Annotated in this window: 11 protein-coding genes, 4 tRNA genes and 1 pseudogene; 8 read left to right on the top strand and 8 right to left on the bottom strand. The window is 40.6% G+C overall.

What is annotated here, in order from left to right:
* Positions 1-245: 245 nt before the first annotated feature.
* Both PYV58_RS20000 and PYV58_RS19995 read left to right on the top strand, forming a co-directional pair.
* Entirely contained in the window at positions 246-662 is a 417-nt protein-coding gene (locus PYV58_RS20000; RefSeq protein ID WP_034615422.1) for a lysozyme inhibitor LprI family protein, read from the top strand.
* Positions 663-784: 122 nt separating this feature from the next.
* A complete protein-coding gene (locus tag PYV58_RS19995) occupies positions 785-1,885 on the top strand; it encodes an HPP family protein (protein WP_034615424.1) in 1,101 nt (366 codons plus the stop codon).
* A 109-nt stretch (positions 1,886-1,994) separates the two neighbouring features.
* Here the strand turns inward: PYV58_RS19995 and PYV58_RS19990 are convergent, their stop codons facing one another.
* Entirely contained in the window at positions 1,995-2,255 is a 261-nt protein-coding gene (locus PYV58_RS19990) for a PspC domain-containing protein (RefSeq protein WP_004718168.1), read from the bottom strand.
* 329 nt (positions 2,256-2,584) lie between these two features.
* Between PYV58_RS19990 and PYV58_RS19985 the strand changes: the two genes are divergently transcribed.
* Positions 2,585-3,256, top strand: a complete 672-nt coding sequence (locus PYV58_RS19985) for a hypothetical protein (RefSeq protein WP_034615425.1) — start codon at positions 2,585-2,587, stop codon at positions 3,254-3,256.
* A gap of 183 nt (positions 3,257-3,439) precedes the next feature.
* Here PYV58_RS19985 and PYV58_RS19980 read toward each other — a convergent pair whose 3' ends face one another.
* On the bottom strand, positions 3,440-4,210 hold the full coding sequence (locus PYV58_RS19980) for a TorF family putative porin (RefSeq protein WP_034615427.1): 771 nt from the start codon (positions 4,208-4,210) through the stop codon (positions 3,440-3,442).
* A 592-nt stretch (positions 4,211-4,802) separates the two neighbouring features.
* On the opposite strand from PYV58_RS19980, the pseudogene PYV58_RS19975 reads away from it, so the two are divergent.
* From PYV58_RS19975 to PYV58_RS19965, 3 genes and pseudogenes are all read left to right on the top strand, one after another.
* Positions 4,803-6,110: pseudogene (locus tag PYV58_RS19975) on the top strand (cytosine permease); the annotation flags it as partial.
* Between the two features lie 48 nt (positions 6,111-6,158).
* Positions 6,159-7,793 (top strand): GMC family oxidoreductase N-terminal domain-containing protein, encoded by a 1,635-nt coding sequence (locus tag PYV58_RS19970; RefSeq protein WP_051671041.1) that lies wholly within the window; start codon positions 6,159-6,161, stop codon positions 7,791-7,793.
* Between the two features lie 114 nt (positions 7,794-7,907).
* On the top strand, positions 7,908-8,051 hold the full coding sequence (locus PYV58_RS19965; RefSeq protein WP_155768689.1) for a hypothetical protein: 144 nt from the start codon (positions 7,908-7,910) through the stop codon (positions 8,049-8,051).
* A gap of 148 nt (positions 8,052-8,199) precedes the next feature.
* Here the strand turns inward: PYV58_RS19965 and PYV58_RS19960 are convergent.
* The 6 genes from PYV58_RS19960 to PYV58_RS19935 form a co-directional block, all read right to left on the bottom strand.
* Positions 8,200-8,275: transfer RNA gene (locus tag PYV58_RS19960), tRNA-Lys, on the bottom strand.
* Positions 8,276-8,435: 160 nt separating this feature from the next.
* Positions 8,436-8,511 (bottom strand) — tRNA-Lys (locus PYV58_RS19955).
* Positions 8,512-8,604: 93 nt separating this feature from the next.
* Positions 8,605-8,680 (bottom strand) — tRNA-Lys (locus PYV58_RS19950).
* A 92-nt stretch (positions 8,681-8,772) separates the two neighbouring features.
* A tRNA-Lys gene (locus PYV58_RS19945) sits at positions 8,773-8,848 on the bottom strand.
* A 195-nt stretch (positions 8,849-9,043) separates the two neighbouring features.
* Entirely contained in the window at positions 9,044-10,885 is a 1,842-nt protein-coding gene (locus PYV58_RS19940) for a long-chain-acyl-CoA synthetase (protein WP_034611588.1), read from the bottom strand.
* Between the two features lie 207 nt (positions 10,886-11,092).
* Positions 11,093-14,512, bottom strand: coding sequence for an Rne/Rng family ribonuclease (locus PYV58_RS19935; RefSeq protein ID WP_034611591.1), 3,420 nt, complete (start codon positions 14,510-14,512; stop codon positions 11,093-11,095).
* Positions 14,513-15,280: 768 nt separating this feature from the next.
* Here PYV58_RS19935 and PYV58_RS19930 point away from each other — a divergent pair.
* Both PYV58_RS19930 and PYV58_RS19925 read left to right on the top strand, forming a co-directional pair.
* Complete coding sequence (locus PYV58_RS19930; RefSeq protein ID WP_004718156.1) at positions 15,281-16,219, top strand: RluA family pseudouridine synthase; 939 nt, start codon at positions 15,281-15,283, stop codon at positions 16,217-16,219.
* Between the two features lie 153 nt (positions 16,220-16,372).
* Entirely contained in the window at positions 16,373-17,041 is a 669-nt protein-coding gene (locus tag PYV58_RS19925) for an HAD-IA family hydrolase (RefSeq protein ID WP_004718155.1), read from the top strand.
* The last annotated feature ends 18 nt before the right edge of the window (positions 17,042-17,059 follow it).

Below are 17,059 nucleotides of genomic sequence, written 5' to 3'. Positions count from 1 at the left end.
CAATATTGATGTGCAAGCCAAAGTGAAATGACATAAGCAATTGGAATGACAATAATGCAATAAATCAGATAAACGATTAGGCTGATACCAAATATTGTGAGTAAAGACTGTATATCATATTGATGATTCATAAAAAGAAAAAACGCGACCAATAGGATTAAGCTCAGACTGGGTGCTAAAAACAAAGCCTTTAAAATCGATTTATTGCTATATTGAGCCATGATCAAAACAACAAAGGAATAAATATGATAAGAGCATGCACAATCATGATGGTTTTATCTACAACTATTTGTTCAATATCGGCTTATGCGGAAAAGACTACTGCTTCACCCGATGTATATAACCAATGTGTTGAACAAATCATCGAAAAACTGGCTTTAGGCAACATCAACAATGCCGTGGTTGAATCATGTAGTAACCAGAGCAGAGCATATTATGAAAAAGAAATTGTCAAAGTTCTCGATCAGATCAAAAAACAGAGTCAGATAAACCATCAGCCAGAACGTTATAACGACATCATGAAATCACAACGCTTATGGAAAGCTTATGTTGATCAGGAGTGCCAAAATGCTGGAAGTTATATTGGTTCACCCATGTATGCGTTTTGTCCAATGCAAGAATATGGAAAAAGACTTGATCAATTGACTGAATATGCCCAGTGAAAAATCAGTAGATGAGAAATATCAGCGAAAAATTTATCCATTTAAGATAGATAATAAATATATCTTATAACCACAACATCGTATAATTCACACTTTAAACCGTGTTAAAGCGCAGGACTGTCGTGTTTCATACGCAACTTGAATGGTTAAATACCTTAAAACCCAATTTTAAAGTTTTACCGCTAAAAGATCGCTTAGTCTGTGGTGTTGGTGCACTGCTTGGATTAGCAGTGTCATCATTGATCAGTTGGTATGTACTCGGTGGATTTAATGCATGGTATATCGCACCGATGGGCGCGTCCTCGGTATTGCTTTTTGCTGTACCCGCAAGTCCTTTAGCACAACCTTGGAATATGGTGGTGGGAAATACCATCGCAGGTTTAGTCGGCGTGACTTGTGCCATCTTTATTTCCAATCCAACCGAGGCATTTAGTGTTGCTGTTGCATTGTCGATATTCTTGATGATGAGTACAGATTCATTGCATCCGCCAAGTGGTGCGGTGGCGATTACTGCCGTATTGGGTGGTGCATCTATTCACCAGTTGGGTTATCAATTTATCTTTTACCCAGTATTACTCAATTCAGTCTTGCTGCTGGTGATTGCAATCATTTTTAATCGTATGTTGGGAAAGCAATTTCCACAAGTTGCACAGCTTAATACACGTTCTAAGGATCCAACCCCGACACAGAAAGTCACGATTCAACCGCAAGATATTCAAGATGTGTTAGAACAACAGACACAGCTCTTAGATATTAGTGAATATGATTTACAAAAAATTATTTTAGAAGCACAAGCAAAGGCCAATGCAAGAGCAGTACATCAATACCTTTGCCAAGATATTATGAGCAAAGATGTGCTGAGCTTGGATGAACAAGATGATATTCACCAAGCTTTAGATAAGTTTAAACATGTGAATTTGATGAGTTTGCCCGTGCTCAATGCTGATCGGGAATTGGTTGGTACATTGGCATTGTATGAAATTGTAGAGTGGTTTAAACGCGCTGCCGATGCGCGTGCCCCTTGGGAACATTTGGTCAAACAAATTATGAATCGACAAGTGGTCACTGTACAGCCGACACAACCGATTCAAGACTTAGTGCCTTATTTCGTTGAACGCTCTTTTAATTATATCCCTGTGGTTGATCATCAAAAAATGGTCGGGATTATTAGTCGCGCAGATATGATTGCAGCATTACAGCAACAACTCAATAATTCACAATGATACTGTTTCAAAATAAAACCGTTTAAAAATGATGCGGCATAAAAAAAGCTACAGCAGTTTGGGGGAACTGTTGTAGCTGAAAAGGGTCATATCTTTAAATCGAAGTCAATTAATGGGTTTTCTCTTCATAAATGGTTCGTACAGGGCGTTCATAGCTTTGCGGTTCATTTAGCTGCAATTTTTGTTTTGGCATAATTAACCAAAGCACCAAATACACCAGAATACCTGGAAAAGCTGCGCTCAAACATGAAACAATCACGAAAATAATTCGTAGTAATGTGACATTCCAACCAAAACGTTCAGCAATACCGCCCATTACACCGGCGATCATATTATGTCGGCTTGAACGATATAAACCAGAATTGGCCATTTAAATCTCCTTAAAGTTATTCATCATCATTCATGATTAAAAAATTAAAAATGAATTCATATAAGTAAATAGTGGCGTTTCTGTTTGATTCTTCAAGTGAATCACCAATTAAAATTGTTAAGACTGTGTAACAACGCCAGTTAAATCATTAAAAATAATGTAAAAAGTGTCCAATCCGATGTAGGTGGCGGTGGTGATAAATATGTTTTTTATACTTTTGTAAAAAATACAGCGTTAAGATTTCGAGAAACGGCACAACGCAATAAGATATAGATATACACATTGATCTTTGATGTGTCTGGCACGGTGTAATTGGGTTATTTGGATTTATGTATTTAACTTTTCATAAAGTAATTTTTTTTAGAATTTTAGGCATCAGTATTTGTACAGTACTGAGTGCTTGCGATTCCTCAAAATCAAATGATAAACAACAAGGTGCATCTGACACACAAAATTCATCCAGCGAACTTGCTTTGCAACAAACGCCACCACGTGCCAATGCAAGTGAAGGGAAAAAACTGACCGATCTCGCGGGTCAAGCCACCTTGCCTGCAATGGTAGAAATGAAAGGGCAAGACCAGCAAAGTGGCGTGGTTTCCACAAAAGCTGAGGCATTTGTAGGACGTTATCATGTACAAATGAGTTGTGAAGATCCGTTTGCCAAGTGTGACAAAGGCAGTGCGGAGTTTATTATTAATTTACTCCCAGACGGAACTGCACATCGTACCTTTGTGTATATGGGTAAAATGACCTATGAAAATAGTGATATCAAGCCGAACCGTGGTTATCAAAAAAATACTTGGGCCTATGACGAAGTAAATCATGAAATTGTGATTAATCGAATTGAAGGTATTCAGTTCTATTACAACGTGGATGCACAAAATGACTTAGTGATGGATATTGATAAAATAGTCAATGGCACTGAAGAAAATCGACTTTATTTTAGTCAACACCATACCGCACCAACAAAAGCCTATGTGTTAAAGAAATTTGATAATTAAAAAATTGGTAGCTAGAAAAATTGATAATTAAACAATCTGGTGGGGCTTTAGGGTGTCACCCACCAGAATGATGCATTTAAAATTTTGAAATGAATGATCATTTCAAAAAAGCATTTTTAAATTGAACAAATCTTCGAAAATCAGATAGCAATTGAACATTGTGTATCCTCTAAAAACGCAATGTTAAAACGCTTTGGTTAAACTAAAAATTGCACCGTTTGCGACTGTACGTTTTTCACTTTTAGAGAGCTGATCGGTATTCAAATTGGTACCAACCCCAGATAACTCCGCAGTTAAACCTTCAAGTGTTTTAAATTGATAATTCACCCCAAGCTTCCAATCGATGTAATTGTCGGCATCAACATCAATCAATGCACCTTTATCTTGGATGATGGAATAACCAATACTTGATGTCAGACCAAAACCTGTTTCAGCCAATGGTACTGAATAGCCTAAGGTGAAGTTCCATGCATCACCTGCAAACCCGATATAGTCATCACTATAATTAATATTGGTGAGGAGGCTATCTTTACCTAAAAAGATATCATTAAAGGTTAAACGTGCAGAAAACTCATGCCATGCCCAATCCGACCAACCTGGATAGCTAAATCGGTTATAGCTTAAATCTAGTGTTGGCTTAACTTTTTCAGACCAATTTAATGCCGTGTTATAGCCAATATATGAGGTAAACTCAAAATGTGGTGATGTTGAACCACCGAAGTCCGTATTGGCCGCAAAGATTCCGCCATATAAACCAGAATCATGTGACAGTACAAAGGTCCCTTGTACCGCAGGATCATTACGAGATTGGGATAGACCACGGAAACGGTAGTCCGTTGTCAGTGCAGCAGAGCCGCTTAAGCTAAGACCTGATGAATGTCCCGTTTCTGTGGCCACAGCAGAATGTGTCGCCATTGTTGTCAGCATTACCGATAAAATTACTGGTTTAATCATATTGCTTTCCTTTTCGTAAAAATTTGGATTATTCCAAAATCCTTTTTTATGTCGATCAACGACGCATTTTTGTTTTTGTTATCTTAAGTAGTGATGTTATAAAGAGATAATAGAATATTCAGAACACATGCCTCAAAAAATCTGAATCGCTTGGGTATAACGATGACTTTTATCCAATTGAGTTAAATTTTTTTAATGATTATTTATGTAATTATTTTTTAATAAAAAATTCTTTTGAACGATACATTACTTTTTTAACCCTAGATCAATGATCTACTTTTCACCCATCGTTTTTATTCAATTCAAGTGGTACTCAAGCTGGTGTATAGGTCGATATTGAATATCGATCAAATACAGGCCTGAGATAATTTTTCCTTTAATTTGTTCGTGATTATTCTGGCCTCTATATTTTCAACATATTAGATGGTCTTTATTTGAAATTTTAAGGTGATTTCGCAAATGATTTTGATCTTTTTGCGATGGAGTAACTACGCTATTCAGTCCTTTTTAGCCTTACTTTAAAAAAACTAAAGGCTTGATACTGAATATAAAAATTTAAGCTGATCCTAAGATTGGTTATAACTTTTTATTTATGGAATGGATTCCTATGTCTATCACAACTATGGAAAGTAGTACGATTCAGGCAATTCCTGAAAATCAACGTCACGGTAACGCACGCGATCTATTTACGATCTGGTTTGGCTCAAACATTATGTTATTGACTATGTTTACGGGCTCATTGGCAGTTACAGTTTTTAATCTGAGTTTCTTTTCCGCCTTAATGGCATTGGTTTTAGGCAATCTTGTTGGTGCGATTTTTGTCGCACTGCATTCTGCGCAAGGCCCACAACTTGCAGTGCCGCAAATGATTCAGACACGCGGGCAATTTGGTTTCTATGGGGCTTTGCTTGTTGTTGGCGTCGTGGTGATTATGTACTTGGGTTTTTATGCATCCAATCTGGTGGTTGGTGGTGAAGCACTACATACAATTTATCAGCCGATTTCCAAGGTATAAGGCATTACGATTATTGCGATTGGGAGTCTGATTGCAGTTATTTTTGGTTATAAACTCATTCATAAATACACCCAAATCCTTGCGGTACTTTCAGGTTTAATGCTGCTTGCTGCTTTTATTTGTGTATTTAGTTCGCAATACTTCCCCCAAGATTTCTTTCAGCTGGGAACGTTTTCAAGCATTGGCTTTATGGGAACCTTATCCATTGCCGCATTATGGCAGTTGGCTTATGCCCCGTATGTATCAGATTATTCCCGCTATTTGCCTAAAGCGACTGGGGCAAAAACTGCATTTTGGGCAAGCTATTGGGGCTGTTCACTCGGCTCACTGATTTCAATGATCTTGGGCTTAACCGTTGCTCGTGCCTATAGTGGTGACTTTATTCAAGGCTTAATTCACTTAACCGGCTCCGGTCTATTCAGTACCGCTTTGATTATCGTCTTTTCTCTCGGGATTGCTGCCACAAACTCAATGAATTTGTACTGTGGTACTTTATCGAGCATCACTATTCTACAAACGATTTTTCACCGGTGGTCACCGCGAGTGCTTGCCAGAACCATAGTGGCATTAAGCTTATTTAGTGTGGCGATGTTCTTATCTGTTTCAAGTTCGGAAAGCTTTGTCGAGAGTTATGTCAATTTTATTCTCTTGCTCATGTGTGTACTGATTCCATGGACAGCCATCAACCTCATCGATTATTACTTTATCCATCATACTGAATATGATGTGCCATCCTTCTTTAAACCTGATGGTGGGATTTATGGTTACTTCAATTGGCCTGCATTAATCTGTTATGTGATTGGGATTTTGATTCAGATTCCATTTTTATCTACACCGCTGTATGTTGGTCCGCTTGCTAAATTATTGGGTGAAGTGGATATTTCATGGGCGGTTGGTTTGTTGGTGGTTAGCCCACTGTATTATGTTGTGGCGATGTTATATAAACGCGCATTACCTGAAATAGACAATCAACTATTACAGCAACATAGCTATGATTATGTCATCGTTGGCGCGGGTTCGGCGGGGAGTGTGATTGCCAATCGACTAAGTGAAAACCCAAATACTCGTGTCTGCTTGATTGAAGCAGGCGCTGCTGATAATTCGCCACGCATTCAGATTCCAGCAGGAACGATCACGTTATATAAGAGTAAAAAATACAGCTGGAATTTCTTTTCTACGCCACAGAAACGTTTGAATAATCGTCAAATTCATGCTCCACGTGGCAAAATGGTCGGCGGTTCAAGTTCAATGAACAGTATGATTTATATTCGCGGAAATGCCTCTGATTATGACAATTGGGAAGCGAAAGACTGTGCTGGATGGGGCTGGAAAGAGGTTTTACCCTTCTTTAAACGTTCTGAAAAAAATGTCATTCAGCAAGACTTGGCTTTTCATGGTGTTGAGGGTGAGTTGTTTGTTGATCATCCGAAAGATCCGAACCCATTATCTAAACTTTTTATCCAAGCTGCTGCTTTACTTAATCTAAAAGAGAATCAAGATTTTAATGCTGCATCAAGCGAAGGAGTGGGGATATATGATGTGACTCAACGTGATGGTCAGCGTCTATCCAGCTTTAAAGCATTTGTTCAGCCGATATTGACACGTTCAAACCTTACAGTGGTGACTGAATGCGAGGTTGAGCGTATTCATCATAGTGAGGGGCAAGTACACTCGATTCATGTGCAACGACAAGGACAAAATTTTGATATCAGAATCAATAAAGAGTTAATCCTCTCTGCTGGTGCTTTTGTTTCGCCGTTATTATTGATGAAATCTGGTATTGGTCCGAAATCTGAGCTGGAACAGGCCGGTATTGAATGTAAGCTTGATTTACCTGGGGTAGGTAAAAACTTGCAAGAGCATATTGATGGTTTGGTGACGGTTAGAACAAATAGTTCAAAAACACTGGGTTTTTCCGTTGGGGCTTTGGCATCTATACTGCCCGCACCATTCCAGTATGCACTCAAAAGAAAAGGCTGGTTGACCACCAACTATGTAGAAGCAGGAGGCTTTGCAAAAACACCACTGGCAACAGATTTACCAGATGTGCAATTTCACTTTGTTCCGGGGTATCGGAGTCATCGTGGTCGTCTGTTTGAATGGGGGCATGGCTATGCAATCCACACCTGTGTTTTAAGACCCAAGAGCATTGGTGAAATACGTGTGAATGCCCAAAAGCAGATTGAGATTGATTATAACTTCCTTGAAAAAGAACAAGATATGCAAGTGCTGATTGAAGGAATTAAACTGGCACAGCGTATTTTAAAGCAAGATGTATTTAAGGCGTTCAATGGTCGAGAAATCTTACCCGGACCTGATGTTAAAACCGATGCAGATTATCAAGCCTATGTTCGTGAATATGCTGCAACCGTATTTCATCCCGTGGGAACATGTAAGATGGGGATTGATGCAATGAGTGTGGTCGATCCAAAGCTTAAGGTCGTTGGTTTTAATAATCTGCGTATCGCTGATGCATCCATTATGCCTGATCTTGTGTCAGGTAATACCAATGCACCATGTATTATGATTGGCGAACGTGCCGCAGATTTTATCCTTCAACAGCAATAACCCACTGGGTAAATTCCCGCTGATTGTTTTAATTGAGTGGTCATACGCATAATTAAACCGTGCGCAATCTTGGTTATTGGGTACGGTTTTATATTGTTTGGGAGGGGGAATACGATGACTCGTCAAGCAGGAGAATATTATCTTGCTAGCGATGATTTGGTATTTACTCGTTCGACAAGAAGAATAAAAGCTTTTTTAGCTTATTCGGTTTGGTCGTGTCATCTGATTGTGATTGTTGGCTTGGTTGTTTTAAGCTAAAACCGTTAACGCACGTCTCAGTCAATATTTGAGTATTGATGCTTCGTCATCATTGAAGGATAAAACAATCCGTTTGATTAGGGCCTGCAGCTATCAGAAAAATAATTCAACTGAGCTTATTTTAAGGGGGAGAAATGACTTAAAAATCTGGTGGGTTGTGTGGGGTTCGAACCCACGACCAATAGATTAAGAGTCTACTGCTCTACCAACTGAGCTAACAACCCTGAACTTGTTTAAAACATGATTAAACCAGAACAAAAGATGAAGCAAAATTTCGAGAATGGCGAAGCATCTAATAAAGATGTTTGGTCTTGGTCGGAACGTTTGCAGGTTTCGTTTCTATTGTAGTACTTTAACTGTACAGAAAGAAGCCCTAAGAAAGAATGGTGGGTCGTCCGCGATTCGAACGCGGGACCAACGGATTAAAAGTCCGCTGCTCTACCAGCTGAGCTAACGACCCTGAGCGAGATGTGTAAAGCGCGCTGCTTTACCCGATATCAGTGAAAATCGAGAATTTTCTATCGGTATCTATTTACAGGTTGAAACATGAAGATGGTGGGTCGTCCGCGATTCGAACGCGGGACCAACGGATTAAAAGTCCGCTGCTCTACCAGCTGAGCTAACGACCCTGAGCAAGGATGTGTAAAGCGCTGCTTTACACGATATTTGTGAAAATTGAGAATTTTCTATCGCTATCCATTTACAGGTCAAAACAATTAAGTGGTGGGTCGTCCGCGATTCGAACGCGGGACCAACGGATTAAAAGTCCGCTGCTCTACCAGCTGAGCTAACGACCCTGAACCTTCATCCAAGCTAGGCTTGAATGTGTAGTGCAAGAAAACTAAAAAGTTTTTAAACACCACTTTGTTTTGATGGAGCGTATTTTAGCAAGATATTGATAGAGCGCAAGTAAAAATTAAGAAAGTTTGCAACGTTCGGTTATAAATAACACAAAATGGACTAAAAAAGCCCTGAAATCAGGGCTTTTAGCTTTAGAAGCGGTATTTATAGGCTTCAATATTGGCAAAAACTTCCGCAGTGACATCACAATAGGCATTGGCACTTGGCAGTAAAACCAATAAACGATCAGATGTTTTTTCAGGATTAAAGGCTTGTTCCTTTAATTTATTTTTCTGATATTTAAATGTACCCGTCGTTTCTACAATTTGTTGGATACGTAAAAATACCGGAACAGCATAGGCTGGTAAGTTCTTTTTAAACTCGGCTGCAAGTTGGCTTAGATCTTGTTCAGTCAGTTCTTCCCCATCATGTAAAGTAATGGCAGCCATACCTGCTCGACCATTGGTATTTGGAATTTCAACGCCGTAAACCACAGCTTCTGTGATTTTAGGGTATTCACTACAAATATTTTCAACTTCGGTGGTTGAAACATTTTCACCTTTCCAGCGGAAAGTATCGCCAAGGCGATCGACAAATTGCGCGTGTCGGAAACCAATATCACGAACCAAGTCACCAGTAATAAAGTAAGAATCGCCCTTTTTAAAAACATCTTTCATGATCACTGACTTGTTCTTTTCTGGGTCTGTATAGCCATCAAAAGGGGAGCGCTTGGTGATTTTACCAATCAATAAGCCCACTTCACCTTTTTTGACCTTTTGACATGCACCATGACTGTCACGGATTGCTTCATTTTTTTCTTTATCGAACTGGACGATGGCATAAGGTGTAGGGGAGAAGCCAACAGTATTGTTAAAATTAAAAACATTACTGAAGCCTACATTTCCTTCACTAGAGGCATAAAGTTCTAAAATTTCTTCGATACCAAAGCGTTCTTTAAACTTGCCCCAAATATTTGGACGCATACCATTACCGATCATTTTGGTGACACGGTGCGTGTGATCAAGTTCTGAAGCAGGTGCATCCATAAGGTAGCGGCAGAGTTCACCGACATAACCAATGGCTGACGCATTAAACTTTTTGACATCAGACCAGAATGCAGAGGTAGAGAATTTACGACGGATTGCCAAGGCTGAACCGCCTGCAATTGCGCCACACCAGCACACCACCATACCTGTTGCATGGTAAAGCGGTAAAGTGCAGTACATCACATCATCTTCACCTAAGTTTAAGACATGGCCATATGTTCCATATGCCAAGGTCCAACGACTGTTGGTAAAGACCACAGCTTTAGGTAAACCCGTTGTGCCAGAGGTATAGATATAAAACAAGCCATCTTTCCCTTTGACACTTTGTGTGGTCGAAGGATTGAATTTTGGAAATTGTTGAATTTTTTCAGCAAGATTGATAAAGCCTTGAGGTGCTATACCCGGGTCTTGCGTTGTATTTTGATCTGCAAACCAATGGATGCGGTCTTGAGCAATGTTTAAGTCTTGACGAATCTCATCTACCGCAGCACGGCATTCTTCACCGACGATCACCGCAACAGGATTGACCAAATTGATACTATGCGTCAGGACTTTACCTGTCTGTGAGGTATTGACTAAAGCTGTTGTTACGCCAATTTTTGCCAGTGCAATCACGGTCGCAATCAACTCAGGACGATTTTCGATCATCACGGTGATCGCATCGCCTTTTTTTATGCCAATAGAAAGATAAAAGTGTGCAATTTGATTGGCCCAGTTATTCAGTTCTTTATAACTATAGCGTTGATCTTCAAATAATAACGCATCACCATAAGGATTGCGTTTTACAGCACGTTCAAAAGCAAGACCTAGCCCAGCAGGCGTATTGGGTGTTCTGATATAAGCTTGTTTAAGTCCAGTCAGGATATTGGGAAGCTTATTGATGAGCTGTGGTAAGCGCTCTGCGACATCAGTAAATCCGATGAGATCGGCCTGTGTTGTTTGACTCATATCAATCCTATTTATTTTTCGTAATCCAATACAATTTTTAGAGTGTCATTGACTCACATTACATTTGTCTTTTTAATCGTATAAGACTAGTGCAATCAACCTAATCTGACAAATGTCCTGATAATCTCTTCAAAATAGCAAAAAAACCTAGCCATCGAAATGACTAGGTTCTCTTTAATCGCTACATTTTAAGCAAATTTTTAAAAATTACTCATCCGCTGGCGGTGTCGCTTTTTTTGGCGGGCGACCACGAGGGCGACGAGGGCGGGCAGGTTTTTCATCTGTTGCCACATTGTCTGCCTTTTGGGCATCTTCATCTACACCAGCTTCAGCAGTCGTATCTAAAGCAAGCGATTGTTGTGGCTTTTTCGCCTTTTCAGTTACAACAACTGCTTTCTCAGCTGACTTAGCCGGGGCTGCTTTAACCACTTGAACTTCCGCAGGTGCTGTTTCAACTGTCGTTTCTACAGGCGTTTCAGCTTGCACTTCTTCTGCTTGAGTAACCACCGGTGCTGCTTCAACTGGACTTGCTTGAGTCTCAGTTTTCACTTCTTCTGGTTGTTGCTCAAGTTCAGCTTGATGCTCTTGCTTTGCTTGTACAGCCGCTTGTTTTGCTAAACGACGACGTTCACGAGGATCATTCGCTACACGGCGATCATTCTCAGGCTTCGGTGGTGTTAAGTCTAAAACATCAGCAGGTTGTGCTTCTGGTGCTGCTTTAGAGATAGCAACATCACGTGTTACAGGCTGCTTGCTTTGTACATCGGTCTTTTCTACCACAGTTAAGGTCGCTGAATATTCTTCAGTAAACTTAACCAAAGCACGATTGAATGTTGGAATTAACCCAAACTGTTCAATCAGTACCGCACAGTCATCACCATAGACATGACGAATCAACGTTCCCACTGTGTACTGATTTAATGTCGGTACTTGAGATGGTGCGATTTTAGGCGTTGCCGCTTTTGCTTGAGCAGCGTCACGTTGTTGACGGCGTTTTTGGCGCGGGTCATTGCTGGCACGTTGCACAGGCTGTTCTGCTTGAACCTCTGCTGCAGGTGCTTTTGCTTCAGTCGTTACAGCCTGACTTTCTACAGCCGGTGCAGTAGCTGGTTGAGCATCTACAGTGCGAGGTGCTTTAGCAACAGTTTCAGCTTTTTCATTGCGATCATGACGCTTCGGCTTGTTGCTTGCTGGCGCAGCAACTTGTTGCGGGTTTAATGCGACAATTTCACTTTGAGCTTGATCAAGGTTAACCACTAAAGCTGTTTCAAGTGCTGCATGCTTCGGGGTGTCAATGAGTTCAACCTTAGGTTGTTTCTCTTGAGGTTGATTATGCTCTACAGGCGCATTGTTGTTTGGCGCTTGTTGTTGCTCATCATTAAACACGCTGCTATCGCGATGACGATTTGGGCGGTTTGGACGTTGCTGATGGTTACGATCACGACGTGGAACAGCTTGTTCAGCATGATTCGTTTCAGCATTTTGATCATGCTGTTGACGTGGCTGCTTTTGCTGACGACGTTGATCACGTTGTTCCTGACGCTGTTCTTGGCGTTGCTCTTGACGAGGCACCTGAACCACTTCTTCAATCACTTGATGTTGATCAGTGTTTTGTTCACGTGACTCTTTGTGCTTGTTGCGATTTTTATTTTTATTGTTGTTGTTACGCGGAGCTCGTTCTTCTTTCTCGCCCTGTTTTTCATATTCACGCGGTTCTTGTTTTTGAACAGGTGCATGTGAAAGATAAGCATTGGTTTCAGCAACAACTTGAGCTTCAATTGCAGCTGGCGCGCTATTGCTATTCACTTGGCCAAATTGACCACGGCTTACAGCACCACCGTTAATCATTTGTTCAATGGCTGCAGCTGCATTGTTTGCAGTACGTGATTGGTCAACAGTTGCTGCTTGTTTTTGTACAAACAGATTTTCTAACCAAGCACATGGGCTTGAAGCTGGTTGAGCAACTTGTGCTTGAACCGCTTGCTGAGCTTTTTGAGCTTGAGCAGGTTGTTGCTTTCTGTTTTGCTTATTGTTTTGTGCTTGAGCTGGTGCAGCATTGTGTTGCGTTTGCTCTTCTTCTAAATGCCACTCAGATGACTCATAGCCCAATTCTTTTTCGCTTGAACGGGTAGCTTCAGTACGTTCATAGCTAGTTGGCGCAAAACCTTCTGGGTTATATGAGATTTCGTAATGTGGCGTTTCTAAATGTGGATGTGGCAGTACAGTAACACGCACATTTGACGTTTGTTCTAAGTAAACCAAACTGTGACGCTTTTCATTCAATAAGAATGCTGCAATTTCAACAGGCACTTCAACTTGAACTTCACCTTGACGTTCACGTAATGCAATCTCTTCAACTTTACGCATAATTGAAAGAGAAAGAGAACGTAGATCACGTACCATACCTGTGCCATGACAGCGAGGGCATACATAACCAGTAGCTTCTTCAAGAGATGGGCGTAAGCGTTGACGGCTCATTTCCATTAAACCAAAACGTGACAATTGACCGAACTGGATGCGGGCACGGTCACTTTGCGTCGCTTCACGAAGTTTAGCTTCAACCATACGTTGGTTGCGTTCTTTGGTCATATCAATAAAGTCGATCACCACCAAACCACCAATATCACGTAAACGTAATTGGCGAGCAATTTCTTCAGCTGCTTCTAAGTTGGTGCTGAGCGCAGTTTCTTCTACATCATGTCCACGTGTTGATTTCGCTGAGTTGATGTCGATTGAAACCAGTGCTTCAGTTTGGTCGATTACAATTGAACCGCCTGAAGGAAGTTTAACTTCACGTTCATAAGCTGTTTGAATTTGACTTTCAATACCAAAATGCGCAAATAACGGTTCATTTAACGTATAGGTTTTTAACTTATCCAATTGATTTGGCATTACCGCTTTAACAAAGTTATAGGCTTCGTTATAGGCTTGCTCTGAGTCAATTAAAATTTCTGCAACATCATCACGTAAATAGTCACGGATAGCACGCGTCACCACACCAGCTTCTTGATGAACAAGCATTGGTGATGGACCAGAGTTTGCTGTACCTTGGATTTGTGCCCATAGGTCTAACAAATGTTGAAGATCAAGTTGCAGTTCTTCTTGTGAACGGCCAATCCCTGCTGTACGAACGATTACGCTCATACCACGAGGGGTATTTAATGACGCCAACATTTCTTTGAGTTCTTCACGAACTGAACCTGAAATTTGACGGCTAATACCACCACCTTTTGGGTTGTTCGGCATCAAAACTAAATAGCGACCAGCAAGGGAAATATAAGTTGAAAGTGCAGCGCCTTTGTTGCCACGCTCTTCTTTTTCAACTTGAACCAAAAGTTCAGTGCCTTCAGTGATGAGTTCACGAATATTTGATGTTTGGCGAGGGTCTGCCTTGTAGTAAGTATTGGCAATTTCGCGCATCGACAAGAAACCTTGACGACCCGCACCATACTCTACAAATACAGCTTCTAAAGAAGGCTCTACGCGAGTGACATGGCCTTTATAGATATTGGCTTTCTTTTGTTCACGTGTACGGTTTTCTAAATCGAAATCGTAAAGACGGTGACCAGTGATGAGTGCAACGCGAACTTCTTCGGCATGTGTTGCATTAATCAACATACGTTTCATGGGTGTAACACCTAATAGTGATTCACACCAACAACTCGCTATCTTTTTAAGTGAAGCGAACATCTAAAATATTGGATCAATGCTCAAATCACGGATACATCCAATATGATCTGAGTAATTTACCCACTTGTTTTGAGCAAGGTTGGGTTTGATGCCTGTATTGATGCTGCAATACTTCTTTAATCTTTGCACGATTAAAGTTTTGAGCTCTTCACTGGCACTTAAGTGGTGCATTGGATGACTGATTTGATTCGTCTTTCACTATCACATTGCTCGAAGAGCATCTCAACTTTTGTGAGAGCGTCTTGATACGGAATTATCATCGTACCTTTACAAATTGTGCAGTTCCAATGCCTCAAACACTTATGTCCTGAATAACACTCTACAGCGACTTGCCTGATGTGTATCAGTTTATGTTTAAAAACCAACGTCTGGGTTGGCGACATATATTTTTAAACAAACTGATTTCTGTACTTTAAGTACAATTAAACGCAACAGTTTGTCTTTTTGCCGATATAATAAAGCCTTCGGCGTCGGCATATTCTTTTGGGACCTTTCCGCATCTGTCGTGAATTTTATCGTTTGTGTCACGCTTTCATTTTTAAAAAAGGGTGGCACTAAATTTCACTTACGGTGGTATCCGTGCGCTGACTATAGCAAACCTTGAATCATCTGCCTATGGGCTATATGCTTATTTTGTATGAAAAGCATAGTCTAAATGATCAGTTTTTAATCAAATTTTAGTTTTTTATTGGATCACCTAACTGTATGAATTCTACGCAACAATGGCAAAATGTAACTTGGTTTGAAGTAGACGAGCATCAAGAAGGCCAGCGCATCGATAATTTCTTATTTACTCGCCTGAAAGGTGTGCCGAAAAGCCGTATTTATCGTTTAATTCGTGAAGGTCAAGTGCGCGTCAATAAAAAGCGTATAAAAGCAGAAACTAAGCTAGCGATTGGCGATCAAATCCGTGTTGCACCTATTCGCTTTGAGCAAAAAGACGAAACTGATGCACCTGTATCCGATAAGGTTGCACAAAGCTTACTCAGCCGTGTGGTGTATGAGGATGAAGGTTTATTGGTGGTCAACAAGCCGTCTGGAATTGCCGTACATGGTGGAAGCGGTGTGGCATATGGCTTAATTGAAGGCTTACGCGCGGCAACAGGTAAAAAATATTTGGAGTTGATTCATCGTATTGACCGCGATACTTCGGGTCTGGTGATGGTGAGTAAAAAACGCAGCACATTGAAGGCGCTACAAGATATGTTGCGTGAGCATAAAATTAAAAAAACCTATGCTGCGATTGTTAAAGGTCAAGTGAGTTTAGATCAACAGTTGATTAATCAACCTTTATTGCGCTATGAACTGTCCAATGGTGAACGTCGTGTACGTGTCTCAGAAGAAGGTAAAGAATCTAAGACACAATGGAAAGTTGCCGAGCGCTTTATGCATGCGACACTGGTCTATGCTTCTCCACTGTCAGGCCGTACCCATCAAATTCGTGTGCATGGTTTAAGTATTGGTCATCCTTTAGTGGGTGACGATAAGTATGGTCATGAAACAGAGTATCGTGGACCAAAAGCTCGTCGATTGAGCCTACATGCAATGCGCCTTGAAATTCCTGGTTATCCTGTGATTGAAGCGCCTTTACCTGAAGATATGCAAAGCTTGGTTGCGCAGTTAAGAGCACAAAAGAAAGATTGATTCGATCTCGCTGCTCACTTTATCTTTTACACAAAGGGAACTTGTTTTATGAAAAGTTCCCTTTGTGTTTAAAAATGCGTTAGCTTGTCATGTAAAGGGCATAAGATCTAAACATTAGTCATGCGTAAACTGAGCAAATATTGGAAATAATTCATGCAAAAACCTGTAGAACTTATCATTTTTGATTGGGATGGCACTTTATTTGATTCAGTTGGGCAAATTGTGGCGAGTTTATTGGTTGCTGCAGAAGCCTTTGACCAACCGTTAACAGCTGATGCTGCGAAAAGTATTATTGGTTTGGGTTTACCTGAAGTTGCTCAAGTGTTATTTCCAAAAGTTCCCGAGTTACACACTGAAATTTTGAAATGCTATGGCGATCATTATGTTGAGCATTCCAAAGATGATTTGTGGTTCGCTGGTGTCTCTGAAATGTTGCATGATTTAAAAAATCAAAATATCAAATTGGCAGTTGCAACAGGGAAGAGCCGTCGTGGTTTAGATCGTGTTTTGGCTCAGACCCAGAGTCAGGATTTATTTGAGATCACCCGTGCAGCGAGCGAAACCAAATCCAAACCAGATCCATTGATGTTGGCTGAAATTTTAGATTACACTGGAATTTCGGCGGAGCAAGCCATTATGGTGGGTGATACATCTTATGACTTAGAAATGGCACAGAACATTGCCATGCCACGTGTTGGGGTGAGTTATGGGGTACATGCGATTGATGTATTACAGCGTTTTAATCCGCTGACGATCGCGGATAACGTCGATCATTTACATCAGTTTTTAACTCAACAGCTTAAGGCGAGTGAAGTTGCTTAGATGCTGTTTTTACGCTGT

The sequence above is a fragment of the Acinetobacter sp. TAC-1 genome, assembly GCF_029025845.1.
Lineage (GTDB): Bacteria > Pseudomonadota > Gammaproteobacteria > Pseudomonadales > Moraxellaceae > Acinetobacter > Acinetobacter guillouiae.
The sequence above is the reverse complement of the archived record's forward strand: the minus strand, read 5'-3'. Positions and strand labels throughout refer to the sequence as shown.

Coding starts and splice junctions, on each gene's coding strand:
- PYV58_RS19970 (WP_051671041.1), top strand. CDS start 6,159: ATGTTATATAAACGCGCATTACCTGAAATAGACAATCAACTATTACAG.
- PYV58_RS19965 (WP_155768689.1), top strand. CDS start 7,908: ATGACTCGTCAAGCAGGAGAATATTATCTTGCTAGCGATGATTTGGTA.
- PYV58_RS19935 (WP_034611591.1), bottom strand. CDS start 14,512: ATGAAACGTATGTTGATTAATGCAACACATGCCGAAGAAGTTCGCGTT.
- PYV58_RS19985 (WP_034615425.1), top strand. CDS start 2,585: ATGTATTTAACTTTTCATAAAGTAATTTTTTTTAGAATTTTAGGCATC.
- PYV58_RS20000 (WP_034615422.1), top strand. CDS start 246: ATGATAAGAGCATGCACAATCATGATGGTTTTATCTACAACTATTTGT.
- PYV58_RS19940 (WP_034611588.1), bottom strand. CDS start 10,885: ATGAGTCAAACAACACAGGCCGATCTCATCGGATTTACTGATGTCGCA.
- PYV58_RS19930 (WP_004718156.1), top strand. CDS start 15,281: ATGAATTCTACGCAACAATGGCAAAATGTAACTTGGTTTGAAGTAGAC.
- PYV58_RS19990 (WP_004718168.1), bottom strand. CDS start 2,255: ATGGCCAATTCTGGTTTATATCGTTCAAGCCGACATAATATGATCGCC.
- PYV58_RS19980 (WP_034615427.1), bottom strand. CDS start 4,210: ATGATTAAACCAGTAATTTTATCGGTAATGCTGACAACAATGGCGACA.
- PYV58_RS19925 (WP_004718155.1), top strand. CDS start 16,373: ATGCAAAAACCTGTAGAACTTATCATTTTTGATTGGGATGGCACTTTA.